This is a genomic window from Xenophilus arseniciresistens (assembly GCF_028023875.1).
GTDB lineage: Bacteria > Pseudomonadota > Gammaproteobacteria > Burkholderiales > Burkholderiaceae_C > Xenophilus > Xenophilus arseniciresistens.
Window position 1 is genome coordinate 62,761 of the sequence record NZ_JAQIPB010000003.1, and the last position, 25,578, is coordinate 88,338.

The window sequence follows — 25,578 nt, forward strand, 5'->3', positions numbered from 1 at the left end:
CGCGGGACTCCTTTTCTTTTTTAGTAGAGCGGCGGCTCGCCCGGCGGCCGCGTCTTGAAGCGGCGGTGCACCCAGTAGTACTGCTCGGGCATGGTGTCGATCAGGGCCTCCAGCCGGCGCGTGGCCAGGGCCGTATCGGCCTGCGCATCGTCCGATGGGAAGTCCTTCCACGCAGGCATGACCTCGATTTCGTAGCCGCCCGGCACGAAGCGCGAGACCACCGGCACCACCTTGGCCTTGCCCAGGCGCGCAAAGCGCGACAGCGAGGGCACGGTGGCCGCCGGTATGCCGTAGAACGGCACGAAGATCGAATTCGTCGGGCCGAAGTCCATGTCGGGCAGCAGGTAGAGCACGCCGCCCTTGCGCAGACCGGCCACGATCTCCTTGATGCCGTCCACCCGGTGCAGCACCGTGACGTTGCCAAAGCGCGTGCGGCCCTTGCGCGTCCACTCGTCGACCATGGGATCGCGCTGCGTGGTGTAGATGGTGGTCGAGGGCTTGGGGTTGTGCTTGGTCAGCGCGGTGGCGGCCGCATCCAGGCCGTAGAAATGCGGCGCGAACAGGATGGTGGGAGCGTTGCCCACGTCGATCTCGTCGATGGCGCCCACGATGCGCACGCGCTGGTCGATAACCTCGGCCGGCGCATGCCACAGCCAGCTGCGGTCCAGCCAGGCCTGCGCCACGTACACAAAAGTCTGGCGCGCGATGCGCGCACGCTCGGCATCGCTCTTGTGCGGGAAGCACAGCTTCAGGTTCACGTCGACCACATGCCGGCGCGGCCTGGCCAGCCCGTACAGCAGGTGGCCGAATCCCGCGCCCAGGCCGCGCACCACCGGCAGCGGCAGGCGGGCCAGCACCTTCATGAAGCCGATGCCCAGACGGGCCGTCACGCTCACTGCGCGACCTCCATCTCCTGGCGCGGCTGCTTGTAGCGCGCGTAGTCCCACACGTACTGGCCGGGCAGCGCGCGGATCAGCCGCTCGATGCCCACGTTCATGGCGGCCGCGGCGTCTTCCACCGACGCCTGCGGATCGGTGAGCGCCGTGCCCTCGAAGGGCTCGAAGCGCACCACGTAGCGGCCACCCGGCACACGCTGGCACACGCCCAGGAACACCTTGGCGCCCGTGGTCTGCGCCAGCCGCGGCAACAGGGTCATGGTGTAGGCCGGCCGGCCCAGAAAGGGCGCCCACACGCCCTGCCCTTCGGGCGGCACCTGGTCGGGCAGGATGCCGGTGTAGCCGCCCTGCTTGAGCGTGCGCATGAGGCCGCGCACGCCCTTGACGGTGGTGGGCAGGGTCTGCAGGCCCGTGCGGTCGCGCGAGCCGGCCAGCACCTCGGCCATCCACTTCTTGCGCGCGGGCCTGAACAGCGCCGTGAGCGGGCCATGGTCGGCAAAGAAGCGCTCGCCCACGGCCTGGCCGTACATCTCCCAGCTGCCCAGGTGCGGCACGATCATGATGACGCCGCGGCGCTCGGCCAGCGCGGCTTCAAACACTTCGATGCCTTCCCAGCGCAGCACCTTGGGCAGCACGCTCTCGCCCTGCGGGCGGGCCCAGAGCCAGGGCAGCTCGGCGGCCATCGCGCCGGCCGCGCCGATGGCCGGGCGGTACTGGGCCGGCGTGAGCCCTGCCGCCTGCGCATTGGCCTTGAAGCGCTTGCGATAGCCCGGTGCCAGCCACCACACGGCCCAGCCCAGCAGCCGGCCCAGGGCGTGCATCCACGGCAGCGGCACACGGGCGAGCAGACGAAACAGGGCAATCATCGGGACGGCAGGAATCGGGGGTGAAGGGATCGAGGCGCGACGGCTCGGCGGCGGCCGTCGGCGAATAGAATGCAAATTGTCGCCGAGTTACAGAACTACTTGCAGGGCGACGTTAAACCCAAACTGCTAAAGCGTTCGCCAAGACTCCCACAGGCCTGGCAACGCGTCAGTCCTCACCCAGACGGAGTTTCATTTCATGGCGAACGATTTCCTCTTTACCTCCGAATCCGTGTCCGAAGGCCATCCCGACAAGGTGGCAGACCAGATCTCCGACGCGATCCTGGACGCAATCTTCGAGCAGGACCCGCTCTCGCGCGTGGCCGCCGAGACGCTGACCAACACGGGCCTGGTGGTGCTGGCGGGCGAGATCACGACCAACGCGCACGTGGACTACATCCAGGTCGCGCGCGACACCATCAAGCGCATCGGCTACGACAACACCGACTACGGCATCGACTATCGTGGCTGCGCCGTCATGGTGGCCTACGACAAGCAGTCCAACGACATCGCCCAGGGCGTGGACCATGCCTCGGACGACCACCTGAACACCGGCGCCGGCGACCAGGGCCTGATGTTCGGCTATGCCTGCGACGAGACGCCCGAGCTGATGCCCGCGCCCATCTACTACGCGCACCGCCTGGTCGAGCGCCAGGCGCAGCTGCGCAAGGACGGCCGCCTGCCCTTCCTGCGCCCCGACGCCAAGAGCCAGGTCACGATGCGCTATGTCGATGGCAAGCCGCACAGCATCGACACCGTGGTGCTGTCCACGCAGCACCACCCCGACCAGAGCGAGACGCCGACCCAGATGAAGGCCAGCTTCATCGAGGCGGTGATCGAGGAAATCATCAAGCCCGTGCTGCCCAAGGAATGGCTGCAGGACACCAAGTACCTGATCAACCCCACGGGCCGCTTCGTCATCGGCGGCCCGCAGGGCGACTGCGGGCTGACGGGCCGCAAGATCATCGTCGACACCTACGGCGGCGCCTGCCCGCACGGTGGTGGCGCCTTCTCGGGCAAGGACCCGTCCAAGGTCGACCGCTCGGCCGCCTACGCCGCGCGCTACGTGGCCAAGAACATCGTGGCCGCGGGCCTGGCGCGCCAGTGCCAGATCCAGGTGGCCTATGCGATCGGCGTCGCGCGGCCGATGAACGTGACGGTCTACACCGAAGGCACGGGCGTCATCCCCGACGAGAAGATCGCCGCGCTGGTGACGGAGCACTTCGATCTGCGCCCCAAGGGCATCATCCAGATGCTGGATCTGCTGCGCCCGATCTACCAGAAGACCGCCGCCTACGGCCATTTCGGCCGCGAGGAGCCCGAGTTCAGCTGGGAGCGCACGGACAAGGCCGCTGCGCTGCGCGCGGCCGCGGGTCTCTGAGCCGGCACCGGCCTCCCCACAAAAAGGCCGCCGTCTGCGCAAGCAGGCGGCGGCCTGTTGCCTGAAGGTCGCCGCTCGAGGGAGCAGAGGAGGCGCCATCCGGTTGCAGGACAGGGTTGGCATGCATGCCCGCATCCGTCCGACAGGCGCTGCGGCCCAAAGCGTGTGGCGACGGTCTACATTTGCCTGCACCACAATAGCAGCCAAGGGGACACATTCACATGCCAACGATCCGCCACAGCCTTCTGGCCAGCAGCCTCGCGCTGGCCCTGGCCGCCCTGAGCGCGTGCGGCACTGCACCGACCGCCTCCACCCAACCCACGGCCCAGGCCGCAGCCTCCACTGCGGCACCCGCGCCTGCGGCCACGGCCGGCCCCACAACCACCGCGGCCGCCGCCCAGGCCGCGGCGGCCTACGACTTCGACATGGATGTGTTCCACCCCGTGGTGGCGCGCAACGGCATGGTGGCGACCGAGCACGAGCTGGCCACGAAGATCGGCCTGGACATCCTGCGCGCGGGCGGCAACGCCGTGGACGCCGCGGTGGCCGTGGGCTTTGCATTGGCCGTGGCCCTGCCCAACGCGGGCAACATCGGCGGCGGCGGCTTCATGGTGGTCCATGACGCCAAAAGCGGCCAGAGCATCGCGCTGGACTTCCGCGAAGTCGCGCCCATCAACGCCTCGCGCGACATGTACCTCGACGCGCAGGGCAAGGTGGTCGATGGCAAGTCGCTCTACACCCACTATGCCGTGGGGGTGCCGGGCACCGTGGCCGGCATGGAACACGCGCTGAAGAAGTGGGGCACGCTGCCGCTGTCGCGCGTGATCGCGCCGGCCGCCGCGCTGGCCGACAAGGGCTTTCCCGTGAGCGAGACGCTGGCCAAGATCCTTCAGCAGGAACAGAAGAACATGGGCAAGTGGCCGGCCACGCGCGCCATCTTCTGGAAGAACGGCGCGCCGCTGAAGGTGGGCGACGCCCTGGTGCAGAAGGACCTGGCCGCGTCGCTGCGCCTGATCGGCCGCCAGGGCGCCAGCGCCTTCTACCAGGGCGCGATCGCGCAGAAGATCGCCGCGGAGATGCGGCCCCATCCCAACGCCATCACACTGCAGGACCTGCGCGAATACAAGGTGGTGGAGCGCCAGCCCACGCGCGGCAGCTACCGCGGGCATGAGATCGTGACCATGCCGCCACCCTCCTCCGGCGGCCCGCACCTGGTGCAGATCCTGAACATGCTCGAGGGCTGGCCCGTGGCCCAGTGGGGGTCGGGCAGCGCCCAGTACATCCACCACCTGGCCGAAGCCAGCAAGCTCGCCTATGCGGACCGCTCCGAGTACCTGGGCGACCCTGATTTCGTGAAGGTGCCGCAGAAGGGCCTGACCTCCAAGCGCTACGCCGCCTCGCTGGCGCAGGCCATCGACGCGAACAAGGCCCGCGCCGCCAGGGACATCAAGCCCGGCCAGCCGCAGCCCTATGAAAGCGACCAGACCACGCACTACTCGGTGGTCGACAAGGCCGGCAATGCGGTGGCCGTAACCTACACGCTGAACACCAACTTCGGCAGCGGCATCGTGGCCCAGGGCACGGGCATCCTCTTGAACAACGAGATGGACGACTTCTCGGCCAAGCCCGGCGTGGCCAATGCCTATGGCCTGATCGGCGGCGACGCCAATGCCGTGGCGCCGCGCAAGCGCCCGCTGTCGTCCATGACGCCCACCCTGGTGCTCAAGGACGGCAAGCCGGTGCTGGTCACGGGCAGCCCGGGCGGCGCGCGCATCATCACCACAGTGCTGCAGACGGTGGTCAACACCATCGACTTCAAGATGAACCCGGCCGAGGCCGCCGCCGCGCCGCGCGTGCATCACCAGTGGACGCCGGACGAGCTGCGCGTCGAGAAGGGCCTGTCGCCGGACACCTTGGCCCTGCTGCGCCAGCGCGGCCACAACGTGGCGCTGAAAGCCTCGATGGGCCGCACGCAGACCATCCAGATCCGGGACGGCCAGCTCTTTGGCTATTCGGATCCGCGCAACCCCGACGGCAAGACGCTGGGGTATTGAAGACAGCGGGGCGGCACACGAAGGGGCGCGCTTTGGCATGATGCAATCCAAGCTCTTGCATCACGCCTCGCTCCCCATGCCCTCCCCCACCCGTATCGCCACGCTGCGCGAGCGCATCGACGCCGGCAGCATCACCCACGAAGCCATCGTCGCCCAAGCGCTGGAAGGCGCGCAGGCGCCCGCCGCGCAGCATGTGTTCATGCGGCTTTATGCCGATGCGGCGCTGGCCGCCGCGCGCCATGCCGATGCGGCACGCAAGGCCGGCGTGCAATTGCCGCCGCTGGCTGGCCTGCCGGTCAGCATCAAAGACCTTTACGACGTGGCCGGCGAGACCACGCTGGCCGGCTCCAAGGTGCGCGCCAAGGCGCTGCCAGCCCTGCAAGACAGCAGCGCCGTCGCACGCCTGCGCGCGCAGGGCGCGGCCATTGTCGGCAAGACCAACATGACGGAGTTCGCCTTCTCGGGCGTGGGCATCAACCCGCACCACGGCACGCCGCGCAACCCGGCCGATGCGCAGGTGGCGCGCATTCCGGGCGGATCGTCCTCGGGCGCGGCCGTGTCCGTGGCGCTGGGGCTGTCGGTGCTCGGCCTGGGCTCGGACACGGGCGGCTCCATCCGCATCCCGGCCGCGCTGTGCGGCATCGTGGGCTTCAAGAGCACGCAGTCGCGCACGCCGCGCACGGGCGCCTTCCCGCTGTCGCAGACGCTGGACACCGTCTGCGCCATGGCCGCTTCGGTGCAGGACTGCCTGCTGGCCGATGCCGTGCTGGCCGACGCCCCGCTGCAGGTGCGCCAGCGCCCGCTGCAGGGGCTGCGCCTGGCCGTGCCGCGCACGCTGATGTTCGACGGCATCGATGCACCCACTGCGCGCGCCTTCGAGCGTGCGGTCTCCCGGCTCTCGGCGGCCGGTGCACAGGTGGTGGACCTCACGCTCGCGGAACTGGCCGAAGTGGCACAGATCAACGCGCCGGGCGGCTTCTCGCCCATCGAGGCCGCGGCCGTGCACCGCGAGACCCTCGCCGAACACCGCGCCGACTACGACTCGCGCGTGGCCGCGCGCATCGACCTGGGCATGCGCATCAGCGCGGTCGACTACATCACGATGCAGCAGCGCCGCGCCGACTGGATCGGGCGCATGGGCCAGGCCCTGCAGGGCTTCGACGCGCTTGTGTGCCCCACCGTGCCGATCACGGCGCCGGCCATCGAGGCCTTGCGCAGCGACGAGGCCTTCTTCCAGGCCAACGGGCTGCTGCTGCGCAACACCTTCGCCATCAACTTCCTCGACGGCTGCGCCTTCAGCCTGCCCTGCCACGAGGCGGGCGAACTGCCTGTGGGCCTGATGCTGTCGTCGGTGCGCGGTGACGACGCGCGGCTGGCCGCGGTGGCGCTGGCGGTAGAAGCCGCGCTGGCCGGCTGAGCGCAGCAGCCCCAAAAAGGAAGGCCCCGCAATGCGGGGCCTTCTTCATGATGAAGACGCGCCAGCCAGTGGCGCGCTACGGCATCAGACCTTCTCGGCCACCTGCGCGTATTCCTCGATCTGGTCGAAGTTCATGTAGCGGTACACGCTGGCCTTGTCGGCGTCGATCACACCCATTTCCTTGAGGTACTCGGCCGGCGTGGGCAGGTAGCCCAGGCGCGAGGCGATGGCCGAGAGTTCGGCCGAGCCCAGGAACACGTTGGTGTTCTTGCCCAGGCGGTTGGGGAAGTTGCGGGTGGAGGTGGAGATCACCGTCGCGCCTTCACGCACCTGCGCCTGGTTGCCCATGCACAGCGAGCAGCCCGGCATCTCGGTGCGCGCACCGGCCGTGCCGAAGGCCGCGTAGTGGCCCTCCTTGATCAGCTCGCTCTCGTCCATCTTGGTCGGCGGTGCGACCCACAGCTTGACCGGGATGTCGCGCTGGCCGCCCAGCAGCTTGGCTGCAGCGCGGAAGTGGCCGATGTTGGTCATGCACGAACCGATGAAGGCTTCATCGATCTTGGTGCCCGAGACTTCCGACAGGAACTTGGCATCGTCCGGATCGTTGGGGCAGCAGACGATGGGCTCCTTGATGTCGGCCAGATCGATTTCGATCACGGCGGCGTACTCGGCGTCCTTGTCGGCTTCCAGCAGATCGGGCTTGGCCAGCCAGGCTTCGACCTTCTCGATGCGGCGCTGCAGCGTCTTGGCGTCGGCGTAACCGTCGGCGATCATGTTCTTCATCAGCACGATGTTGCTGGTGAGGTATTCCTTGATCGGCTCGGGGTTCAGCTTGATGGTGCAGCCGGCGGCCGAACGCTCGGCCGAAGCGTCGGACAGCTCGAAAGCCTGTTCGACCTTGAGCTCGGGCAGGCCTTCGATTTCGAGGATGCGACCCGAGAAGATGTTCTTCTTGCCGGCCTTGGCCACGGTGAGCAGGCCTGCCTTGATCGCGTACAGCGGAATCGCATGCACCAGGTCACGCAGCGTCACGCCGGGCTGCAGTTCGCCCTTGAAGCGCACCAGCACCGATTCGGGCATGTCCAGCGGCATCACGCCGGTGGCGGCGCCGAAGGCCACCAGGCCGGAGCCGGCCGGGAAGGAGATGCCGATGGGGAAGCGGGTGTGCGAGTCGCCGCCCGTGCCCACGGTATCGGGCAGCAGCAGGCGGTTGAGCCAGGAATGGATCACGCCGTCGCCGGGGCGCAGGGCCACGCCGCCGCGGTTGCTCATGAAGGCGGGCAGCTCGCGGTGGGTCTTCACGTCCACCGTCTTGGGGTAAGCCGCGGTGTGGCAGAAGGACTGCATCACCATGTCGGCCGAGAAGCCCAGGCAGGCCAGGTCCTTCAGCTCGTCGCGGGTCATGGGGCCGGTGGTGTCCTGCGAACCCACGGTGGTCATGCGCGGCTCGCAGTAGGTGCCGGGGCGCACACCCTGGCCTTCAGGCAGGCCCACGGCACGGCCGACCATCTTCTGGGCCAGCGTGAAGCCGGCCTTCGATTCAGCAGGTGCCTGCGGCATGCGGAATGCGGTTGAGGCCGGCAGGCCCAGGAACTCGCGCGCCTTGGCCGTCAGCGAGCGGCCGATGATCAGGTTGATGCGGCCACCGGCCTGCACTTCGTCGAGCAGCACTTCGGACTTGAGCGCGAAGTCGGCAACCTTGGCGCCGGCTTTTTCGATCCTGCCCTCGTAGGGGAAGATGTCGATCACGTCGCCCATTTCGAGCTTGGAGACGTCCACCTCGATGGGCAGCGAACCCGAGTCTTCCTGCGTGTTGAAGAAGATGGGGGCGATCTTGCCGCCCAGCGTCACGCCGCCGAAGCGCTTGTTGGGCACGAAGGGGATGTCGTCGCCCGTGGCCCAGATGACCGAGTTGGTGGCCGACTTGCGCGAGGAGCCGGTGCCCACCACGTCGCCCACATAGGCCACCAGGTGGCCCTTCTTCTTCAGGTCGTCGATGAACTGCATCGGACCGCGCTTGCCGTCTTCCTCGGGCTTGAAGGCCGCGTCGGGACGGGTGTTCTTGAGCATCGCCAGGTAGTGCAGCGGGATGTCCGGACGGCTCCAGGCATCGGGCGCGGGCGAGAGGTCGTCGGTGTTGGTTTCGCCGGGCACCTTGAAGACGGTGACGGTGATCTTCTGCGCGACCTTCGGGCGCGAAGTGAACCACTCGGCTTCGGCCCAGCTCTTCATCACTTCCTGGGCCTTGGCGTTGCCGGCCTTGGCCTTGGTGGCGACGTCGTTGAAGAAGTCGAACATCAGCAGCGTCTTCTTCAGCGCATCGGCTGCCACGCCCGCCACTTCGGCGTCGTCCAGCAGCTCGATCAGCGGATGCACGTTGTAGCCACCCACCATGGTGCCCAGCAGTTCCGTGGCCTTGGCCTTGGAAATCAGGCCCACCTGAATGTCGCCGTGTGCCACGGCGGCCAGGAAGGAAGCCTTGACCTTGGCCGCGTCGTCCACGCCGGGCGGCACGCGGTGGGTCAGCAGGTCCAGCAGGAAGGCGTCTTCGCCTGCCGGGGGCGCCTTGATCAGTTCGATCAGGTCGGCCACCTGCTTGGCCGTCAGCGGCAGCGGCGGGATGCCCAGCGCAGCGCGCTCGGCGACATGGTCACGGTAGGCTTGCAACATCTTTTTTTCTCCGGGGGAACTGCGCAGCGGCGCAAGCAAGACACGCGCCGCTGCATGTGGGGAACGGTTATTTGCTCGGCGTGGGGTCGTCGAGCAGGCTCTTGGGCGGGTTCTTCTTCATTTCGGCAGCGAAGACCTGCTGGGCTTCGGCCTGGCATTCATCGGCCATGCGAATGCCCTGCTTCTGGTTCATCAGCATGGACTTGTTGCCCAGCTGCAGCCACATGGCGCCGGCGCGGCCGTCTTCCAGGCGGATGGCGCCAGTGCGGCTTTCCACCGGGTGCATGCGGTAGCGCGCGCCCTTGGTGGAGACGGTGAAGAAGCCTGGCTTCTTGTCGTCGGCGGTCACGGTCACGTCGGCGCCCAGCTCGCACTGGATGCGGCCGGTGTGGACCTTCTGCGCCACGGCCAGGTCGGCATCGGTCAGCACCACGTTGGCGTCGGAATCGATGGGCGTGACCTCTTCGACGGCCTTGGCCGCGCTGCGCGAGACCTGCGGCTTCTTCTTGGCCTGCTGCGTCTTGGTGCTGGTGGCCGACTTGGCTGCGGGCTTGGCGTTGCTGCTGCTGGTGCTGCTGCTCTGGGCGGCAGCCGCGAGCGGCAGGGCGATCAGGGCGGCAGCGGCGACGGCGGCGAGGGTTTTCATGCGTTTACTCCTTGGACGAGGCAAGCGTGTTCAATCGGACGACCGGACAGACAACGCAGCAAACCAATGCTGCGCTGACGCGGGCAGCGCGCGCCCCGTGGCGTGCGCACGCTCGAGCACCTGCCAGAAATGGCGGTAGCTCGCGCGGTCATGCAATGTGCCATCAAAACTGATGGGCGCCCAATCGGCGGCCTGCGCCGCCGCAATGATGTGTGTCGCGTTGTGAATATCTGCCTCGTCGGGCGCCATCGCTTCCAGGATGGGCCGGATCTGGCCCGGATGGATGCTCCACATCCGCGTGTAGCCGAACTCGCGCGCCGCCCGGCGCGCCGCGATGCGCATGGCCTGAGCATCGCCAAACTCCGTGACAACGCAATGCGAGGGCACCTTGCCGAAAGCGTGGGCGGCCGAGGCGATCGCCAGCTTGGCCCGCACCACCAGCGGATGCGTGAACTGCCCTTCAACGCCCATGCCTTCGGCCGCAATCGCGCCGCCATGGGCCGAGACGAAGTCCATCAGGCCAAAGCTCAGCGACTGCACGCGCGGATGGGCCGCGATCTCGAAAGCGTTATGCACGGCCAGCGGCGACTCGATCAGCACATGCAGCGGCAACTGCGTGGCGCCCGCGGCGTCCAGCGCCTGCACGGCCCGCAGCACATCGGCCACGGTCTCGACCTTGGGCAGCATGAGGTGGCACAGCCGATGGCCGGCGCGGCCGGCAATGGTGGCCACGTCCGACTCGAAGGCCGGGTGGTCCACGGGATGGATGCGCGCGGCCACGCGCTGGCCCGGCGCTGCGGCCAGGGCCAGCTCGGTCACCAGTTGCGCATGCTCGGCCTCGCCGCCCACGGGCGCGCCATCCTCGCAATCGAGCGTCACGTCGAACACGCAGGTGCCGAACTCGGCCGTCATCTCGGCCTGCAGCGCGAGGCTCTTGCGCATGCGCGCTTCCACGCCGCTGTAGTGGTCGCACACCGGCAGCCGCACGGCAGCGGCCTGCGCGCCCAGCAGGACGTCAGCGGGATGGGCCCGGGTCGATGCCATGTCAGCCGGCTTTGCGCGCCACGATGGACAGTTCAGCCATGCCTGGCGCTTGCGTCCAGATCAGAGCAGGTGCTTGACGCCGTCCTGCTCGCCTTGCAGCTCGGCCAGGGTCTTGTCGATGCGCTCTTGCGAGAAGGCATCGATCTCCAGACCTTCAACGATCTTGTACTTGCCGCCTTCGGTGGTGACGGGGAAGCCGAAGATCACGTCCTTCGGAATGCCGTATTCCCCGTTGGAAGGCACGCCCATGGTGACCCACTTGCCTTGCGAGCCCAGGGCCCAGTCGCGCATGTGGTCGATGGCGGCGTTGGCGGCCGAGGCAGCCGACGACAGGCCGCGCGCATCGATGATGGCAGCGCCGCGCTTGCCCACGGTGGGCAGGAACACGTCGGCGTTCCAGACCTGGTCGTTGATGGCGTCCTTGACCGACTTGCCGCCGATGGTGGCGAAGCGGTAGTCGGCGTACATGGTGGGCGAGTGGTTGCCCCACACGGTCAGCTTCTCGATCTCGCCGACCTTGCCGCCCGTCTTGGCAGCGATCTGGCTGGCAGCGCGGTTGTGGTCCAGGCGCAGCATGGCGGTGAAGTTCTCGCGCGGCAGGCTGGGCGCGCTCTTCATGGCGATGTAGGCGTTGGTGTTCGCGGGGTTGCCCACCACCAGCACCTTGACGTCGCGCGAAGCCACCTTGTCCAGCGCCTTGCCCTGGGCCGTGAAGATCTGGGCGTTGGCGGCCAGCAGGTCAGCACGCTCCATGCCGGGGCCGCGCGGACGGGCACCGACCAGCAGCGCGTAGTCGGCGTCCTTGAAGGCCACTTCCGGATCACCGGTGGGCACCACGCCAGCCAGCAGCGGGAAGGCGCAGTCTTCCAGTTCCATGATCACGCCCTTGAGCGCCTTCTGAGCCTTCTCATCCGGGATTTCCAGCAGTTGCAGGATCACCGGCTGGTCCTTGCCCAGCATTTCGCCCGAGGCGATGCGAAACAGGAGGGCGTAACCGATTTGGCCTGCGGCGCCGGTGACGGCAACGCGGACGGGCTTTTTGCTCATGGGAAGACTCCAGAAGATGAGGAAATACGGTGCGCAAAACGTTCCGGCGTGCCACGTGCGGGCCGCCGGCCCGGAAAGCATCCAGCATTCTAGGCTCAATCGGTGGCACGCGTCTTATGTCTTATATAAGATAGCGGTCTTCGCACCCAGGGTGCGGCCGTCCGTATGTCCTCCAAACCCGTCACGCCCGACTCCCCCACGCCCTCGTTCAGCCCCCTGTATCTGCAGATCAAGGGGCTGATCCTGCAGAGCCTGCATGCGGGCGAATGGAAGCCCGGCGACCCCATTCCCAGCGAAATGGATCTGGCGGCACGCTTTCACGTGAGCCAGGGCACGGTGCGCAAGGCCATCGACGAACTGGCCGCCGAGAACCTCGTCATGCGGCGACAGGGCAAGGGCACCTTCGTGGCCACGCATGCCGAGCACCATGTGCAGTACCGCTTCCTGAAGCTGGTGCCCGACGAAGGCACGCCCGACAGCGAAGGGCCGGCCCAGCGGCGCATCGTGGACTGCCGGCGCCAGCGCGCCAGCGCCGAAGTAGCGCGCGCGCTGGCCCTGCGCAGCGGCGACCCGGTGCTGCAGGTGCGGCGCGTGCTGTCCTATGCCGGCGTGCCCACCATCCTGGAAGACCTGTGGCTGCCCGGCGCGCCCTTCAAGGGCCTGACGGCCGAGCGGCTGACACAGTGGCACGGCCCGATGTACGCCCTCTTCGAGACCGAGTTCGGGGTGCGCATGGTGCGTGCCGAAGAGAAACTGCGCGCCGTGGTGCCCGATGCCGAGCAGGCCGCCCTGCTCGACGTGAGCCGCGACACGCCGCTGCTGAGCGTCGAGCGTGTGGCCCACACCTACCACGACACCCCCATGGAGCTGCGCCGCGGCCTGTACCGCACGGACACCCACCACTACCGCAACGATCTTGGCTGACGGCGCAGCGCCTGTGCGCGACGCACGAGGCGGGAAGTCCGAGCGCCGCAGTGCGATGAGCCCGGCGCGACCCCGTGGCCATGGTGCGTTGCAATAGAATTTTGCGCTGTTTGCATTTACCCACCCAAGAACAAGCCGCCCCTCGAACCCTTCTAAAGAGTCCAACCCCATGACAGAGCTTGCCTCCTCCTCCCGGCAGAAGCGCCCGGAGTTCCGAAACATCAACGTCTTCACCGACGTCCGGACCTACCGGATGCCGCTGGCGGCCATCGTGTCCATCCTGCACCGCGCCAGCGGCGTGCTGATGTTCCTGTTGATGCCCTTCATCATCTGGATGTTCGACACCTCGGTGTCTTCGGATATCTCCTTCGCCAAATTCAAGGCCGCCTTCAACAGCGGCCTTGGTTTCGTTCCGGGATGGTTCCTCAAGCTGGTCGTGCTGGCCCTGATGTGGGCCTACCTGCACCACTTCTGCGCCGGCCTGCGCCACCTGTGGATGGACGTGAGCCACTCCGCGGTGAACAAGGAATTCGGCAAGAGCTCGGCTGTCGTCGTGCTGGTGATCAGCCTGGGCCTGACGGCCGTGCTGGGCGCCAAGCTCTTCGGCCTGTACTGATCACGGGAGCACATTCATCATGGCAGTGAACTACGGCTCCAAGCGTCTCGTCGTGGGCGCGCACTACGGCTTGCGCGACTGGCTCGCTCAGCGCATCACGGGCGGCCTGATGGCCCTCTTCACCGTGATCGTGCTGGGCCAGTTGCTCATCGGCAGCGGCCCCATCGGCTACGACAAGTGGGCGGGCATCTTCGCCTCGCAATGGATGAAGGTTCTGACCTTCTCCGTCATCGTGTCGCTGCTGTGGCATGTCTGGGTGGGCATGCGCGAGGTCTTCATGGACTACGTCCAGCCGGTGGGCATCCGCCTGGCACTTCAAATTTTCACCATCGTCTGGCTTGTGGGTTGCGCGGGTTGGGCCATTCAAGTGCTCTGGAGGGTCTGAGCCGTGTCGTACACCAAAGAAAAGATCAACAAGCGCAAGTTCGACGTCGTGATCATCGGGGCCGGCGGCTCCGGCATGCGCGCTGCACTGGAACTCTCGCGCGCGGGCCTGAACGTGGCCTCGCTGTCCAAGGTCTTCCCCACCCGCTCGCACACCGTGGCGGCGCAGGGCGGCGTGTCGGCCTCGCTGGGCAACATGTCCGAGGACAACTGGCACTACCACTTCTACGACACCATCAAGGGCTCCGACTGGCTCGGCGACCAGGACGCCATCGAGTTCATGTGCCGTGAAGCGCCCAAGGTCGTGATCGAGCTCGAGCACTTCGGGATGCCCTTCGACCGCAACCCCGACGGCACGATCTACCAGCGCCCCTTCGGCGGCCACACCGCCAACTATGGCGAGAAGGCCGTGCAGCGCGCCTGCGCCGCAGCCGACCGCACGGGCCATGCCATGCTGCACACGCTCTACCAGAAGAACGTGGAAGCAAAGACGAACTTCTTCGTCGAGTGGATGGCCCTGGACCTGATCCGCGACGCCGACGGCGACGTGGTGGGCGTCACGGCGCTCGAACTGGAAACCGGCGAGCTCTATGTGCTGCAGGCCAAGACCGTGCTGCTGGCCACCGGCGGCGCGGGCCGCATCTTCGCGGCATCGACCAACGCCTTCATCAACACCGGCGACGGCCTGGGCATGGCGGCGCGCGCCGGCATCCCGCTGCAGGACATGGAGTTCTGGCAGTTCCACCCCACCGGCGTCGCTGGCGCGGGCGTGCTGCTGACCGAAGGCTGCCGCGGCGAAGGCGCGATCCTGCTCAACAGCAACGGCGAGCGCTTCATGGAGCGCTATGCGCCCACGCTGAAGGATCTGGCGCCGCGCGACTTCGTGTCGCGCTCGATGGACCAGGAGATCAAGGAAGGTCGCGGCTGCGGTCCCAACAAGGACTACATCCTGATGAAGCTGGACCACCTGGGCGCCGACACCATCCGCAAGCGCCTGCCCTCGGTGGAAGAGATCGGCCACAACTTCGCCAACGTGGACATCACCAAGGAGCCGATCCCGGTGGTGCCCACCATCCACTACCAGATGGGCGGCATCCCGACCAACATCAATGGCCAGGTCGTGACGCACGATGGCCAGCAGAACCACATCGTCAACGGCCTGTACGCCGTGGGCGAATGCTCCTGCGTGTCGGTGCACGGCGCCAACCGCCTGGGCACCAACTCGCTGCTGGACCTGCTGGTCTTCGGCAAGTCGGCGGGCAAGCACATCGTCGAATTCGTCAAGAACAGTGGCGAACACAAGCCGCTGCCAGCCGACGCCGCCGACCGCACCCTGGCACGCCTGAACCAGCTGGAGCAATCCAGCGAAGGCATCTACGCGCAGGACATCGCCAACGACATCCGTTCGGCCATGCAACAGCACGCGGGCGTGTTCCGCACGCAGGCCAGCATGGATGAAGGCGTGACCAAGATCAACGGCATCCGCGAACGGGTGGGCGCCGTCACGCTCAAGGACAAGTCCAAGGTCTGGAACACCGCGCGCATGGAAGCACTGGAAGTGGACAACCTGATCGAGGTTGCCCAGGCCACCATGACCTCGGCAGCCGCCCGCAAGGAATGCCGCGGGGCCCACACGGTGTACGACTACGAGCATCCGGCCGACCACCCCGACTTCCCGCTGGGGCGCAATGACAAGGAATGGATGAAGCACACCCTGTGGCACAGCGCTGACAACAGCCTGAGCTACAAGCCGGTCAACCTCAAGCCCCTGACGGTCGACTCCATTCCGCCCAAGGTCCGCACGTTCTAACAAGGTCCCACACGATGAAGCGCACTTTCCACATCTACCGCTACGACCCGGACAAGGACGCCAAGCCCTACATGCAGACCGTCGAGATCGAGCTCGACGGCCACGAACGCATGCTGCTGGACGCGCTTGTGAAGCTCAAGGCGCAGGATCCGAGCATCGCCTTCCGCCGCTCCTGCCGCGAAGGCGTGTGTGGCTCGGACGCCATGAACATCAATGGCAAGAACGGCCTGGCCTGCCTGACCAACATGAACACGCTGAAGGACCCCATCGTCCTGAAGCCGCTGCCGGGCCTGCCGGTGATCCGCGACCTGATCGTGGACATGACGCAGTTCTTCAAGCAGTACCACTCGGTCAAGCCGTACCTGATCAACGAGACGCCAGCCCCCGAGAAGGAGCGCCTGCAGTCGCCCGAGGAGCGCGAAGAGCTCAACGGCCTGTACGAGTGCATCCTGTGCGCCAGTTGCTCCACCAGCTGCCCCAGCTTCTGGTGGAACCCCGACAAGTTCGTGGGCCCGGCCGGCCTGTTGCAGGCCTATCGCTTCATTGCCGACAGCCGCGACGAAGCCACTGGTGCGCGCCTGGACAATCTGGAAGACCCGTACCGCCTGTTCCGCTGCCACACGATCATGAACTGCGTGGACGTGTGTCCCAAGCACCTGAACCCGACCAAGGCCATCGGCAAGATCAAGGAACTGATGGTCCGCCGGGCCATCTGACCCTTTGCCCTGCGCCAAGTTCTCTTCTCCTTGCAGACCCTTCATGAGCGACCACGACTGTGCCCCAGACGACGCGCCCCTGAGCGCGCAGGCCCTGGGCAAGCTCAAGTGGCGCTGCCGTCGCGGCCTGCTGGAGAACGACCTGTTCATCACCCGCTTTTTCGAGCGGCATGAAGCTGGCCTGACGCATGCGCAGGCCCGGGCCCTGGAGACGCTGATGGACCTGTCGGACCACGATCTGCTGGAGCTGCTGCTGCAACGCAGGCAGCCCGATGCCGCATGGGCCGATGCCCATGTGCTGGCGCTCTTGCAGACCATGCACGCCGATGGCGCGCACCGACTGGCAACCCCTTCCCCGTCTTCCTCACCCACCCATTAACTTCCGAGAGAAAGTCGCCATGAAAGCTTCCGACACCAAGGCCTCCCTGTCCTTCAGCAACGGCGGGCAAAGCGTCGACCTGCCGATCTACAAGGGCACCGTGGGCCCCGATGTGATCGACATCCGCAAGCTCTACGCTCAGACGGGCATGTTCACTTATGACCCGGGCTTCATGTCGACGGCGTCGTGCCAGTCCACCATCACCTACATCGATGGCGACAAGGGCGAGCTGCTGTACCGCGGCTACCCCATCGAGCAACTGGCCACGAACTGCGACTTCCTGGAAACCTGCTACCTGCTGCTCAATGGCGAGCTGCCGAACGCCACCGAAAAGGAAAAGTTCAGCAGCCTCGTGACCAAGCACACGATGGTCAACGAGCAGATGCAGTTCTTCCTGCGCGGCTTCCGCCGCGACGCGCACCCGATGGCCATCATGACCGGCCTGGTGGGCGCCCTGTCGGCCTTCTATCACGACAGCACGGACATCAACAATCCCGAGCACCGCGAGATCTCGGCCATCCGCCTGATCGCCAAGATGCCCACGCTGGTGGCCATGGCCTACAAGTACACCATCGGCCAGCCGTACATGTACCCCAAGAACGAGCTGAGCTACGCCGGCAACTTCCTGCACATGATGTTCGGCGTGCCCTGCGAGGACTACAAGGTCAGCCCGGTGCTCGAGCGCGCCCTGGACCGCATCTTCATCCTGCACGCCGACCACGAGCAGAACGCATCCACCTCCACGGTGCGCCTGTGCGGCTCCTCGGGCACGAACCCCTTCGCGGCCATCGCGGCCGGCGTGGCCTGCCTGTGGGGCCCTGCCCACGGCGGCGCCAACGAAGCGGCGCTGAACATGCTCTACGACATCCAGAAGGAAGGTGGCGTGGAGAAGATCGGCGAGTTCATCAAGAAGGTGAAGGACAAGAACTCCAACGTCAAGCTGATGGGCTTCGGCCACCGCGTGTACAAGAACTACGACCCGCGCGCCAAGCTGATGCAGGAAACCTGCAATGAAGTGCTGACCGAGCTGGGCCTGGAAAAGGACCCGCTGTTCAAGCTGGCCAAGGAACTGGAAAAGATTGCCCTGGAAGACGAGTACTTCGTCTCGCGCAAGCTGTACCCGAACGTGGACTTCTACTCGGGCATCGTGCAGCGCGCCATCGGCATCCCGGTCAACCTGTTCACCGGCATCTTCGCGCTGGCCCGTACCGTGGGCTGGATCGCCCAGCTCAACGAAATGATCGGCGACCCCGAGTACAAGATCGGCCGTCCGCGCCAGCTGTTCACCGGCTCTGCGCCGCGCGACGTCAAGCCCATCGCCCAGCGCTGATCCTCCCCCACGCTGCTGCGGCACCGGCCCACCGGTGCTGCAAGGCCTTCAGAAGCTGCCCTCGGGCAGCTTTTTTCATGGCCGGGCCGCTCTTCGCTGCCCGGCACCCGAGCCATCGTGCAACGCGATGGCTTGAGCGTGCTTTAAGGGGGAGAATCGCGGCATTCATCGCCTGATGCGATGCCCCACGCCATGAACCCCTCCGAGCGCAGTTTTGCCCGCCGCATCGACCTGACCAGCCTGCAGCTGTTCGTGGCCGTGTGCGAGACCGGCAGCATCGGCCGCGCCGCCGAGCGGGAATTCATTGCCGCCTCGGCCGTCAGCAAGCGCCTGTCGGAGCTTGAAGGCACGCTGGGCACCAGCCTGCTGTACCGGCATGCGCGCGGCGTCGACCTCACGCCCGCCGGCGAAAGCCTGCTGCACCACGCACGCTCCGTGCTCTACAGCCTCGAGAAGATGCAGGGCGAGCTCAGCGAGTACGCCCAGGGCGTGCGCGGCCATGTGCGCGTGCATGCCAACATCTCGGCCATCGTGCAGTACCTGCCCGAGGACCTGGGCGCCTTTGCGCGCCACCACGCGGCCATCAAGATCGACCTGGAAGAGCACCTGTCCAGCGAGGTGATGCGCGCCGTGCAGGAAGGCGCGGCCGACCTGGGCCTGTGCCACGTGCCCACAGACACCCCTGGTGCCCACGGCCTGCAGACCCTGCCCTATCGCCAGGACCAGCTCGTGCTGGTGATGCCCCAGGGCCACCCGCTCGCGGCGCACCCGCAGCTGGCTTTTGCGCAGGTGCTGGACTTCGACCTCGTGGGCCTGCATGCCAACAGCTCCATTTACCGCGCGCTGCATCAGGCAGCGCTGGCCCAGGGCCGCAGCGTGCGCCTGCGCATGCGCGTGACGGGCCTGGACGCCATGTGCCGCATGATCGACAACGGGCTGGGCGTGGGCGTGATGCCCCTTCACGCCTTCATGCTCATGCGCCAGGGCATCGGCCGCGCGCTCACATCCGCCGCGCTCACCGACGACTGGGCCGAGCGGCAGATCAGCCTGGTGGCCCGTGACTTCTCCACGCTGCCCGTGGCCGCGCGCACGCTGGTCGAGCACCTGCGCGCGCCCGAGCCCGCGGACGGCCGCGCCGCCGCGCAGGCCCCTGCGGCCTCCCCCGCCTGAACGCGCATCGCGCGACAATCCATCCCCCACGAAAGAAGACCCTCGCCATGGCACGCACGCTCTACGACAAGCTCTGGGACGAACACGTCGTCCACACCGAAGAAGACGGCACCTCCGTCCTCTACATCGACCGCCATCTGATCCATGAAGTGACCAGCCCGCAGGCCTTCGAGGGCCTGCGCGAGGCCGGCCGCAAGCTGTGGCGCGTGAGCTCGGTGGTGGCCACCGCAGACCACAACACGCCCACCACCGGCTGGGAGCGCGGCTACGACGGCATCGTCGATCCGATCAGCAAGGAGCAGATCACCACGCTGGACTCGAACATCAAGGAGTTCGGCGCGGCAGCCTTCTTCCCCTTCATGAGCAAGCGCCAGGGCATCGTCCACGTGATCGGACCCGAGAACGGTGCCACCCTTCCGGGCATGACGGTGGTCTGCGGCGACAGCCACACCAGCACGCACGGCGCCTTCGGCGCGCTGGCGCACGGCATTGGCACCAGCGAGGTGGAGCACGTGATGGCCACGCAGACGCTGCTGGCCAAAAAGGCGAAGAACATGCTGGTCAAGGTCGAGGGCAAGGTCGCGCCCGGCATCACCGGCAAGGACATCGTGCTGGCCATCATCGGCAAGATCGGCACTGCCGGCGGCACGGGCTACACCATCGAGTTCGCCGGCTCGGCGATTCGCGACCTGAGCATGGAAGGCCGCATGAGCGTGTGCAACATGGCCATCGAGGCCGGCGCGCGCGCGGGCCTGGTGGCCGTGGACCAGAAGACCATCGACTACGTCAAGGGCCGCCCGCTCGCGCCCCAGGGCGTGGAATGGGACCAGGCCGTGAGCTACTGGAAGACGCTGCACTCCGATGCCGGCGCGCATTTCGACACCGTGGTCGAACTCGACGCGGCGCAGATCAAGCCGCAGGTCACCTGGGGCACCTCGCCCGAAATGGTGCTGCCCGTGGACGCGCGCGTGCCCGACCCGGACAAGGAAAAAGACGCCAACAAGCGCGGCGCCATCGAGCGCGCGCTGACCTACATGGGCCTGGAGCCGAACAAGGCGCTGGGCGACATCTTCGTGGACAAGGTCTTCATCGGCAGCTGCACCAACAGCCGCATCGAGGACATGCGCGAAGCCGCCGCGGTGGTGAAGAAGCTGGGCCAGAAGGTGGCCAAGAACGTGAAGCTGGCCATGGTGGTGCCGGGCTCCGGCCTGGTGAAGGACCAGGCCGAGCGCGAAGGCCTGGACAAGATCTTCGAGGCCGCCGGCTTCGAATGGCGCGAGCCGGGTTGCTCGATGTGCCTGGCCATGAACGCCGACCGGCTGGAGCCGGGCGAGCGCTGCGCCAGCACCAGCAACCGCAACTTCGAAGGCCGCCAGGGCGCGGGCGGGCGCACCCACCTCGTGAGCCCGGCCATGGCCGCCGCGGCCGCCATCCACGGCCATTTCGTCGACATCCGCCAGTTCGCCTGAGCGCCCGAGCAAGAAGACACATCATGCAGAAATTCACCGTGCATCAGGGCCTGGTGGCCCCCATGGACCGCGAGAACGTCGACACCGACGCCATCATCCCCAAGCAGTTCCTCAAGTCCATCCGCAAGACCGGCTTCGGCCCCAACCTCTTCGACGAGTGGCGCTACCTGGACCATGGCGAACCGGGCATGGACTTAGGCCAACGCAAGCCCAACCCGGACTTCGTGCTGAACCAGCCGCGCTATGCCGGCGCCTCCATCCTGCTGGCGCGCAAGAACTTCGGTTGCGGCTCCAGCCGCGAGCACGCGCCCTGGGCGCTGGACCAGTTCGGCTTTCGCGCCATCCTCGCGCCCAGCTTCGCCGACATCTTCTTCAACAACAGCTTCAAGAACGGCCTGCTGCCCATCGTGCTGCCCGAAAGCACCATCGCCAAGCTCTTCGACGAAGTCTTCGCCTTCCCGGGCTACCAGCTCACCGTGGACCTGGAACGCCAGGTGATCATCAAGCCCGACGGCACCGAGATCGCCTTCGACGTGCAGGCCTTCCGCCGCTACTGCCTGCTCAACGGGCTGGACGACATCGGCCTGACCCTGCGCCACAAGGACAAGATCAAGGCCTTCGAAGCCGAGCGCCTGGCCACCAAGCCCTGGCTCGCGCACCAAATGGCGAGCTGAGCCCCCAACTTTCAAACTGAAGACACAACGATCATGAAAATCGCAGTCCTGCCGGGTGACGGCATCGGCACCGAAATCGTCGCGGAAGCCGTCCGCGTGCTCGATGCGCTCGACCTGAAGTTCGAGATGGAAAGCGCGCTGGTCGGCGGCGCCGCCTACGACGCCCATGGCCACCCGCTGCCCGAGGCCACGCTCAAGCTGGCCAAGGAAGCCGACGCCGTGCTTTTCGGCGCCGTGGGCGACTGGAAGTACGACACGCTGGACCGCCCGCTGCGTCCCGAGCAGGCCATCCTGGGCCTGCGCAAGAACCTGGGCCTGTTCGCCAACTTCCGCCCGGCCATCTGCTACGAGCAACTGGTCAATGCGTCCAGCCTCAAGCCCGAGCTGGTCGCCGGCCTGGACATCCTGATCATCCGCGAGCTCACGGGCGACATCTACTTCGGCCAGCCGCGCGGCCGCCGCACGGCCGTGGATGGCCACTTCCCCGGCGCCGAGGAAGCCTTCGACACCATGCGCTACAGCAGGCCCGAGATCGAGCGCATCGCGCGCGTCGCCTTCGAGGCCGCCCGCAAGCGCAACAAGAAGGTGACTTCGGTCGACAAGGCCAACGTGCTGGAGACCTTCCAGTTCTGGAAGGACGTGGTCACCGAGGTGCACAAGGAGTACCCGGACGTGGAGCTGGAGCACATGTACGTGGACAACGCGGCCATGCAGCTGGTGAAGAAGCCCAAGGCCTTCGACGTGATCGTGACCGGCAACATGTTCGGCGACATCCTGAGCGACGAGGCCTCCATGCTCACCGGCTCCATCGGCATGCTGCCTTCGGCCAGCCTCAACAGCAGCAACCAGGGCCTGTACGAGCCCAGCCACGGCAGCGCCCCCGACATTGCCGGCAAGGGCGTGGCCAACCCGCTGGCCACGATCCTGTCGGCAGCGATGATGCTGCGCTTCTCGCTGAACCAGGAAGAGGCGGCCACGCGCATCGAGAACGCCGTGAAGAAGGTGCTGGCCCAGGGCCTGCGCACGCCCGACATCTGGAGCGAAGGCACGACCAAGGTCGGTACGCGCGAGATGGGCGACGCGGTGCTCAAGGCGATGGGCTGAAGCCCACGGCGCGGCGCATCAGGACTTGCTCGCGGCCACCAGCGCGTCGTCGCGCGCGTTGGCGCGCTGCGCCGCCGGCCGCACGGCGTGGCGCTGGGCGAACGCGGTGAAGGCCGGGCGAGGAGCCAGCATGCCGACCTGCATGTAATAGCCCAGGAACGCCGCCATGTACAGATCGGCGGTCGTGAACCGGTCGCCGGCCAGATGCTCGCGCCCGCTCACCGCCTGCTCCAGGGTGCGCAGCAGGTCGTCCTCGCTGCCATAGCCGGCGGCCATGGGCTCGGCCAGCTTGCCCACGTGCTTGGCCGTCATCAGTGCCTCCACCGGGCCCGAGAGGAAGAACATCCAGCGGTAGTAGGCCGCGCGCGCGGCGCTGCCGATGGGCGGTGCCAGGCCCAGCTCGGGCACGAGCTCGGCCAGGTAGGCGCAGATGGCGGCGTTCTCGGTGATCACCGTCTCGCCATGTTTGAGCGCAGGCACCTTGCCCATGGGGTTGATCGCCAGATACGCCGGCGCCTTCATCGTGCTGCCGAAGGCGAGCACCACCTCTTCATAGGGCAGGCCGGTTTCCTCCAGCATCCAGCGCGTGACGCGGGCGCGCGACATGGGGTGGGTGTAGAAGGTCAGGGTGTTCGACATGGTTGGCCTTTGGCGCAGTGGGTAAGCCGCCAGTCTGCGCCCCGCCTGCTGACAGCCCATGTCAGCAGCCGATCAAGACGCCGTCAGGGCGTGGTGGCGCGCTGCGCCAGGCAGTGCGCGCGCCATCGGCGCAGCAGCTCATGGCGGCGCTGCGGGTAGCGCCGGCCGCCGTCGTGCAGTGCCAGCACGCGGTCGGCTCGGAAGTGGCGAAAATCCTGCCGCAGTTCGCACCAGGCCGCCAGAAGCCGCTTGTCGGACAGAAAAGCCATCGCGAACGGCCAGATCGCGCGGGTGCTGACTTCGCCATCGACATCGCGGTAGTCCAACTGCAGCACCTGCTCCTCACGGATGGCGTTGCGCAGCATGGCCACCCAGGGCTCGGGCGCAGGGGCGGCGTTCTGCCACAGGGGTGCGAACAGGCCGCTGGTCTCCACCTGCAGGCGCAGCGTGTCGGGCAGCACGCCGGCCACACGGTCCAGCGCCTGTTGCGCGGCGCCGGCCAGTTCGGGGTCGGCATGGCTGGCCACCCAGCGCGCGCCCAGCGCCAGCGCTTCCAGTTCCTCGGGCGAGAACATCAAGGGCGGCAGCACGAAGCCCGGCCGCAGCACGTAGCCCACGCCCGGGTCGCCGGCGATGGCGGCCCCCTGCGCGCGCAGCGCGTCCACGTCGCGGTACAGCGTGCGCAGGCTCACCCCCAGCGTCTCGGCCAGCCAGGCGCCGGTCACCGGATGGCGACGGCGATGCAACTGATCGAGGAGGCGCAGAAGACGGGTGGCGCGGGTGCTCACGGAGCGATTTCCTGCAGTACGGCTTGCATGGCAGCGATTGTCCGGCACGCGCCCGGGGGCCGAGTGCACGCACGCCGCCCGCGCGCACTTGCGCATGTTCGCGCTAGAATCCGCGCCCATGTTTGCCGCCCATTCGTTCGCCATGAACACTGCCTGCGCCGCCAAGACCGGTGCAGGCGCGCGCGCAACCATCACCAAAACCACGACGATCATTAAGGGCTGACCCAGCCTGGTTCGTCGCGCGCGCCTCCCCCTGGCCCTCGGACGAGCCAGGCGGGCAGCCCCTTCGGCGCGGTCTCTCCGTTTTTATTGACTGGTAGACACTGAAAGGGCATTGAAATGAGCAAGTTGGTAGGTCTGGTCGGCTGGCGCGGCATGGTCGGCTCCGTCCTCATGGATCGCATGGAGGCCGAGAAGGATTTCGATCTGATCGAGCCGCTGTTCTTCTCCACCTCCAACGCCGGCGGCAAGGCCCCGGCCCAGGCGAAGAACGAAACGACGCTGCAGGACGCCTTCGACATCGAGCAGCTCAAGCGCTGCGAGATCATCATCACGGCCCAGGGCGGCGACTACACCAACGAGGTGTTCCCCAAGCTGCGCGCCGCTGGCTGGAACGGCCATTGGATCGATGCCGCCTCCTCCCTGCGCATGAAGGACGACGCCGTCATCGTGCTCGACCCGGTCAACATGCCCGTGATCAAGGAGGCGCTGGCCAAGGGCGGGCGCAACTGGATCGGCGGCAACTGCACCGTCAGCTGCATGCTGATGGGCGTGGGTGCGCTGTACAAGGCGGGTCTGGTCGAGTGGATGAGCACCCAGACCTACCAGGCTGCCAGCGGCGGCGGCGCCCAGCACATGCGCGAGCTGCTCACGCAGTACGGCACGCTCAACGCCGAAGTGCGCAACCTGCTGGACGATCCGAAGAGCGCCATCCTCGAAATCGACCGCAAGGTGATCGAGAAGCAGCGCAGCCTGTCGGGCGCCGAGACGGCCAACTTCGGCGTGCCCCTGGGCGGTTCGCTGATCCCCTGGATCGACAAGGATCTGGGCAACGGCATGTCCAAGGAAGAGTGGAAGGGCATGGCGGAGACCAACAAGATCCTGGGCCAGGGCGAAGGCTTCGGCTCCGCCGCCGTGCCCGTCGATGGCTTCTGCGTGCGCGTGGGGGCCATGCGCTGCCACAGCCAGGCGCTGACCTTCAAGCTCAGGAAGGACGTGCCCGTGGCCGACATCGAGGCCATGATCGCCGCGGACAACGAGTGGGTGAAGGTGGTGCCCAACACGCGCGAAGCCACGCTGGCCGATCTGACGCCCGTGGCCGTCACGGGCACGATGACCATCCCCGTCGGCCGCATCCGCAAGCTGGCGATGGGGCCCGAGTATGTGGGCGCGTTTACCATCGGTGACCAGTTGCTGTGGGGCGCGGCCGAGCCGCTGCGTCGCATGCTGCGGATCCTGTTGGCTGCCTGATCCCGGCCTTCGGGGCTTGCGGCAAAGTGCGTTGCGAGTCAGCAACGCACTTTTCCTGCCGAAGTTGGCACGCACTGGGACAAAACA

General features: G+C 67.0%; 23 protein-coding genes. 15 read left to right on the top strand and 8 right to left on the bottom strand.

Annotated elements, in window-relative coordinates; translation table 11 throughout:
* Positions 1 to 20: 20 nt before the first annotated feature.
* Complete coding sequence (locus PGB34_RS08940) at positions 21 to 896, bottom strand: LpxL/LpxP family acyltransferase (protein ID WP_271427741.1); 876 nt, start codon at positions 894 to 896, stop codon at positions 21 to 23.
* Complete coding sequence (locus PGB34_RS08945; RefSeq protein ID WP_271427742.1) at positions 893 to 1,762, bottom strand: lysophospholipid acyltransferase family protein; 870 nt, start codon at positions 1,760 to 1,762, stop codon at positions 893 to 895. The genes PGB34_RS08940 and PGB34_RS08945 overlap by 4 nt, the downstream gene beginning before the upstream one ends.
* Before the next feature lie 196 nt (positions 1,763 to 1,958).
* Between PGB34_RS08945 and metK the strand changes: the two genes are divergently transcribed.
* The 3 genes from metK (at position 1,959) to PGB34_RS08960 (ending at position 6,611) form a co-directional block, all read left to right on the top strand.
* Positions 1,959 to 3,140, top strand: a complete 1,182-nt coding sequence (metK, locus tag PGB34_RS08950; protein WP_271427743.1) for a methionine adenosyltransferase — start codon at positions 1,959 to 1,961, stop codon at positions 3,138 to 3,140.
* A 221-nt stretch (positions 3,141 to 3,361) separates the two neighbouring features.
* The gene (gene ggt, locus PGB34_RS08955; protein ID WP_271427744.1) at positions 3,362 to 5,194 is read left to right on the top strand and encodes a gamma-glutamyltransferase; all 1,833 of its coding nucleotides are present in this window, start codon (positions 3,362 to 3,364) and stop codon (positions 5,192 to 5,194) included.
* Positions 5,195 to 5,270: 76 nt separating this feature from the next.
* Complete coding sequence (locus PGB34_RS08960) at positions 5,271 to 6,611, top strand: amidase (RefSeq protein WP_271427745.1); 1,341 nt, start codon at positions 5,271 to 5,273, stop codon at positions 6,609 to 6,611.
* Positions 6,612 to 6,695: 84 nt separating this feature from the next.
* Here PGB34_RS08960 and acnB read toward each other — a convergent pair whose 3' ends face one another.
* The 4 genes from acnB to PGB34_RS08980 all read right to left on the bottom strand — a co-directional run bounded on the left by acnB (position 6,696) and on the right by PGB34_RS08980 (position 12,018).
* Positions 6,696 to 9,281, bottom strand: a complete 2,586-nt coding sequence (gene acnB / locus PGB34_RS08965; protein WP_271427746.1) for a bifunctional aconitate hydratase 2/2-methylisocitrate dehydratase — start codon at positions 9,279 to 9,281, stop codon at positions 6,696 to 6,698.
* A gap of 67 nt (positions 9,282 to 9,348) precedes the next feature.
* Positions 9,349 to 9,927: a hypothetical protein gene (locus PGB34_RS08970; RefSeq protein ID WP_271427747.1), complete on the bottom strand. Its 579-nt coding sequence runs from the start codon at positions 9,925 to 9,927 to the stop codon at positions 9,349 to 9,351.
* A 30-nt stretch (positions 9,928 to 9,957) separates the two neighbouring features.
* Positions 9,958 to 10,971 carry an HpcH/HpaI aldolase/citrate lyase family protein gene (locus tag PGB34_RS08975; RefSeq protein ID WP_271427748.1) on the bottom strand — a complete coding sequence of 338 codons (1,014 nt, stop codon included), beginning with the start codon at positions 10,969 to 10,971 and terminating at the stop codon, positions 9,958 to 9,960.
* A 60-nt stretch (positions 10,972 to 11,031) separates the two neighbouring features.
* Complete coding sequence (locus PGB34_RS08980) at positions 11,032 to 12,018, bottom strand: malate dehydrogenase (protein ID WP_271427749.1); 987 nt, start codon at positions 12,016 to 12,018, stop codon at positions 11,032 to 11,034.
* 165 nt (positions 12,019 to 12,183) lie between these two features.
* Here PGB34_RS08980 and PGB34_RS08985 point away from each other — a divergent pair, with 165 nt between their 5' ends.
* From PGB34_RS08985 to leuB, 11 genes are all read left to right on the top strand, one after another.
* Entirely contained in the window at positions 12,184 to 12,942 is a 759-nt protein-coding gene (locus tag PGB34_RS08985; RefSeq protein ID WP_271427750.1) for a GntR family transcriptional regulator, read from the top strand.
* Between the two features lie 169 nt (positions 12,943 to 13,111).
* Positions 13,112 to 13,558: a succinate dehydrogenase, cytochrome b556 subunit gene (gene sdhC, locus PGB34_RS08990; protein WP_271427751.1), complete on the top strand. Its 447-nt coding sequence runs from the start codon at positions 13,112 to 13,114 to the stop codon at positions 13,556 to 13,558.
* A gap of 19 nt (positions 13,559 to 13,577) precedes the next feature.
* Positions 13,578 to 13,943 (top strand): succinate dehydrogenase, hydrophobic membrane anchor protein, encoded by a 366-nt coding sequence (gene sdhD, locus PGB34_RS08995; protein WP_271427752.1) that lies wholly within the window; start codon positions 13,578 to 13,580, stop codon positions 13,941 to 13,943.
* A 3-nt stretch (positions 13,944 to 13,946) separates the two neighbouring features.
* Positions 13,947 to 15,752 (top strand): succinate dehydrogenase flavoprotein subunit, encoded by a 1,806-nt coding sequence (gene sdhA / locus PGB34_RS09000; protein WP_271427753.1) that lies wholly within the window; start codon positions 13,947 to 13,949, stop codon positions 15,750 to 15,752.
* A gap of 14 nt (positions 15,753 to 15,766) precedes the next feature.
* A complete protein-coding gene (locus PGB34_RS09005; protein WP_271427754.1) occupies positions 15,767 to 16,468 on the top strand; it encodes a succinate dehydrogenase iron-sulfur subunit in 702 nt (233 codons plus the stop codon).
* 43 nt (positions 16,469 to 16,511) lie between these two features.
* Positions 16,512 to 16,847, top strand: a complete 336-nt coding sequence (locus tag PGB34_RS09010) for an FAD assembly factor SdhE (RefSeq protein ID WP_271427755.1) — start codon at positions 16,512 to 16,514, stop codon at positions 16,845 to 16,847.
* A 19-nt stretch (positions 16,848 to 16,866) separates the two neighbouring features.
* Positions 16,867 to 18,177 carry a citrate synthase gene (gene gltA / locus PGB34_RS09015; protein ID WP_271427756.1) on the top strand — a complete coding sequence of 437 codons (1,311 nt, stop codon included), beginning with the start codon at positions 16,867 to 16,869 and terminating at the stop codon, positions 18,175 to 18,177.
* A gap of 192 nt (positions 18,178 to 18,369) precedes the next feature.
* The gene (locus PGB34_RS09020; RefSeq protein ID WP_271427757.1) at positions 18,370 to 19,347 is read left to right on the top strand and encodes a LysR family transcriptional regulator; all 978 of its coding nucleotides are present in this window, start codon (positions 18,370 to 18,372) and stop codon (positions 19,345 to 19,347) included.
* A 47-nt stretch (positions 19,348 to 19,394) separates the two neighbouring features.
* A complete protein-coding gene (leuC, locus tag PGB34_RS09025; protein WP_271427758.1) occupies positions 19,395 to 20,816 on the top strand; it encodes a 3-isopropylmalate dehydratase large subunit in 1,422 nt (473 codons plus the stop codon).
* Positions 20,817 to 20,839: 23 nt separating this feature from the next.
* Positions 20,840 to 21,490, top strand: a complete 651-nt coding sequence (leuD, locus tag PGB34_RS09030; RefSeq protein WP_271427759.1) for a 3-isopropylmalate dehydratase small subunit — start codon at positions 20,840 to 20,842, stop codon at positions 21,488 to 21,490.
* Between the two features lie 33 nt (positions 21,491 to 21,523).
* Positions 21,524 to 22,594 carry a 3-isopropylmalate dehydrogenase gene (gene leuB / locus PGB34_RS09035; protein WP_271427760.1) on the top strand — a complete coding sequence of 357 codons (1,071 nt, stop codon included), beginning with the start codon at positions 21,524 to 21,526 and terminating at the stop codon, positions 22,592 to 22,594.
* An 18-nt stretch (positions 22,595 to 22,612) separates the two neighbouring features.
* Here the strand turns inward: leuB and PGB34_RS09040 are convergent, their stop codons facing one another.
* Positions 22,613 to 23,233 (bottom strand): glutathione S-transferase family protein, encoded by a 621-nt coding sequence (locus PGB34_RS09040; RefSeq protein WP_271427761.1) that lies wholly within the window; start codon positions 23,231 to 23,233, stop codon positions 22,613 to 22,615.
* 83 nt (positions 23,234 to 23,316) lie between these two features.
* Positions 23,317 to 24,021: a helix-turn-helix transcriptional regulator gene (locus PGB34_RS09045; protein WP_271427762.1), complete on the bottom strand. Its 705-nt coding sequence runs from the start codon at positions 24,019 to 24,021 to the stop codon at positions 23,317 to 23,319.
* Positions 24,022 to 24,360: 339 nt separating this feature from the next.
* On the opposite strand from PGB34_RS09045, the gene asd reads away from it, so the two are divergent.
* Positions 24,361 to 25,491, top strand: coding sequence for an aspartate-semialdehyde dehydrogenase (gene asd / locus PGB34_RS09050; RefSeq protein ID WP_271427763.1), 1,131 nt, complete (start codon positions 24,361 to 24,363; stop codon positions 25,489 to 25,491).
* Positions 25,492 to 25,578 lie beyond the last annotated feature (87 nt).

What these genes read in the sequence shown, in the direction of transcription:
- PGB34_RS08960 (WP_271427745.1), top strand. Translation starts at nt 5,271, where the DNA reads ATGCCCTCCCCCACCCGTATCGCCACGCTGCGCGAGCGCATCGACGCC.
- leuD (WP_271427759.1), top strand. Translation starts at nt 20,840, where the DNA reads ATGCAGAAATTCACCGTGCATCAGGGCCTGGTGGCCCCCATGGACCGC.
- sdhC (WP_271427751.1), top strand. Translation starts at nt 13,112, where the DNA reads ATGACAGAGCTTGCCTCCTCCTCCCGGCAGAAGCGCCCGGAGTTCCGA.
- PGB34_RS08975 (WP_271427748.1), bottom strand. Translation starts at nt 10,971, where the DNA reads ATGGCATCGACCCGGGCCCATCCCGCTGACGTCCTGCTGGGCGCGCAG.
- ggt (WP_271427744.1), top strand. Translation starts at nt 3,362, where the DNA reads ATGCCAACGATCCGCCACAGCCTTCTGGCCAGCAGCCTCGCGCTGGCC.
- PGB34_RS08945 (WP_271427742.1), bottom strand. Translation starts at nt 1,762, where the DNA reads ATGATTGCCCTGTTTCGTCTGCTCGCCCGTGTGCCGCTGCCGTGGATG.
- PGB34_RS09040 (WP_271427761.1), bottom strand. Translation starts at nt 23,233, where the DNA reads ATGTCGAACACCCTGACCTTCTACACCCACCCCATGTCGCGCGCCCGC.
- PGB34_RS08980 (WP_271427749.1), bottom strand. Translation starts at nt 12,018, where the DNA reads ATGAGCAAAAAGCCCGTCCGCGTTGCCGTCACCGGCGCCGCAGGCCAA.
- gltA (WP_271427756.1), top strand. Translation starts at nt 16,867, where the DNA reads ATGAAAGCTTCCGACACCAAGGCCTCCCTGTCCTTCAGCAACGGCGGG.
- leuC (WP_271427758.1), top strand. Translation starts at nt 19,395, where the DNA reads ATGGCACGCACGCTCTACGACAAGCTCTGGGACGAACACGTCGTCCAC.
- leuB (WP_271427760.1), top strand. Translation starts at nt 21,524, where the DNA reads ATGAAAATCGCAGTCCTGCCGGGTGACGGCATCGGCACCGAAATCGTC.
- metK (WP_271427743.1), top strand. Translation starts at nt 1,959, where the DNA reads ATGGCGAACGATTTCCTCTTTACCTCCGAATCCGTGTCCGAAGGCCAT.
- PGB34_RS09020 (WP_271427757.1), top strand. Translation starts at nt 18,370, where the DNA reads ATGAACCCCTCCGAGCGCAGTTTTGCCCGCCGCATCGACCTGACCAGC.
- asd (WP_271427763.1), top strand. Translation starts at nt 24,361, where the DNA reads ATGAGCAAGTTGGTAGGTCTGGTCGGCTGGCGCGGCATGGTCGGCTCC.
- PGB34_RS08970 (WP_271427747.1), bottom strand. Translation starts at nt 9,927, where the DNA reads ATGAAAACCCTCGCCGCCGTCGCCGCTGCCGCCCTGATCGCCCTGCCG.
- PGB34_RS08985 (WP_271427750.1), top strand. Translation starts at nt 12,184, where the DNA reads ATGTCCTCCAAACCCGTCACGCCCGACTCCCCCACGCCCTCGTTCAGC.
- PGB34_RS09010 (WP_271427755.1), top strand. Translation starts at nt 16,512, where the DNA reads ATGAGCGACCACGACTGTGCCCCAGACGACGCGCCCCTGAGCGCGCAG.
- acnB (WP_271427746.1), bottom strand. Translation starts at nt 9,281, where the DNA reads ATGTTGCAAGCCTACCGTGACCATGTCGCCGAGCGCGCTGCGCTGGGC.
- PGB34_RS09005 (WP_271427754.1), top strand. Translation starts at nt 15,767, where the DNA reads ATGAAGCGCACTTTCCACATCTACCGCTACGACCCGGACAAGGACGCC.
- sdhD (WP_271427752.1), top strand. Translation starts at nt 13,578, where the DNA reads ATGGCAGTGAACTACGGCTCCAAGCGTCTCGTCGTGGGCGCGCACTAC.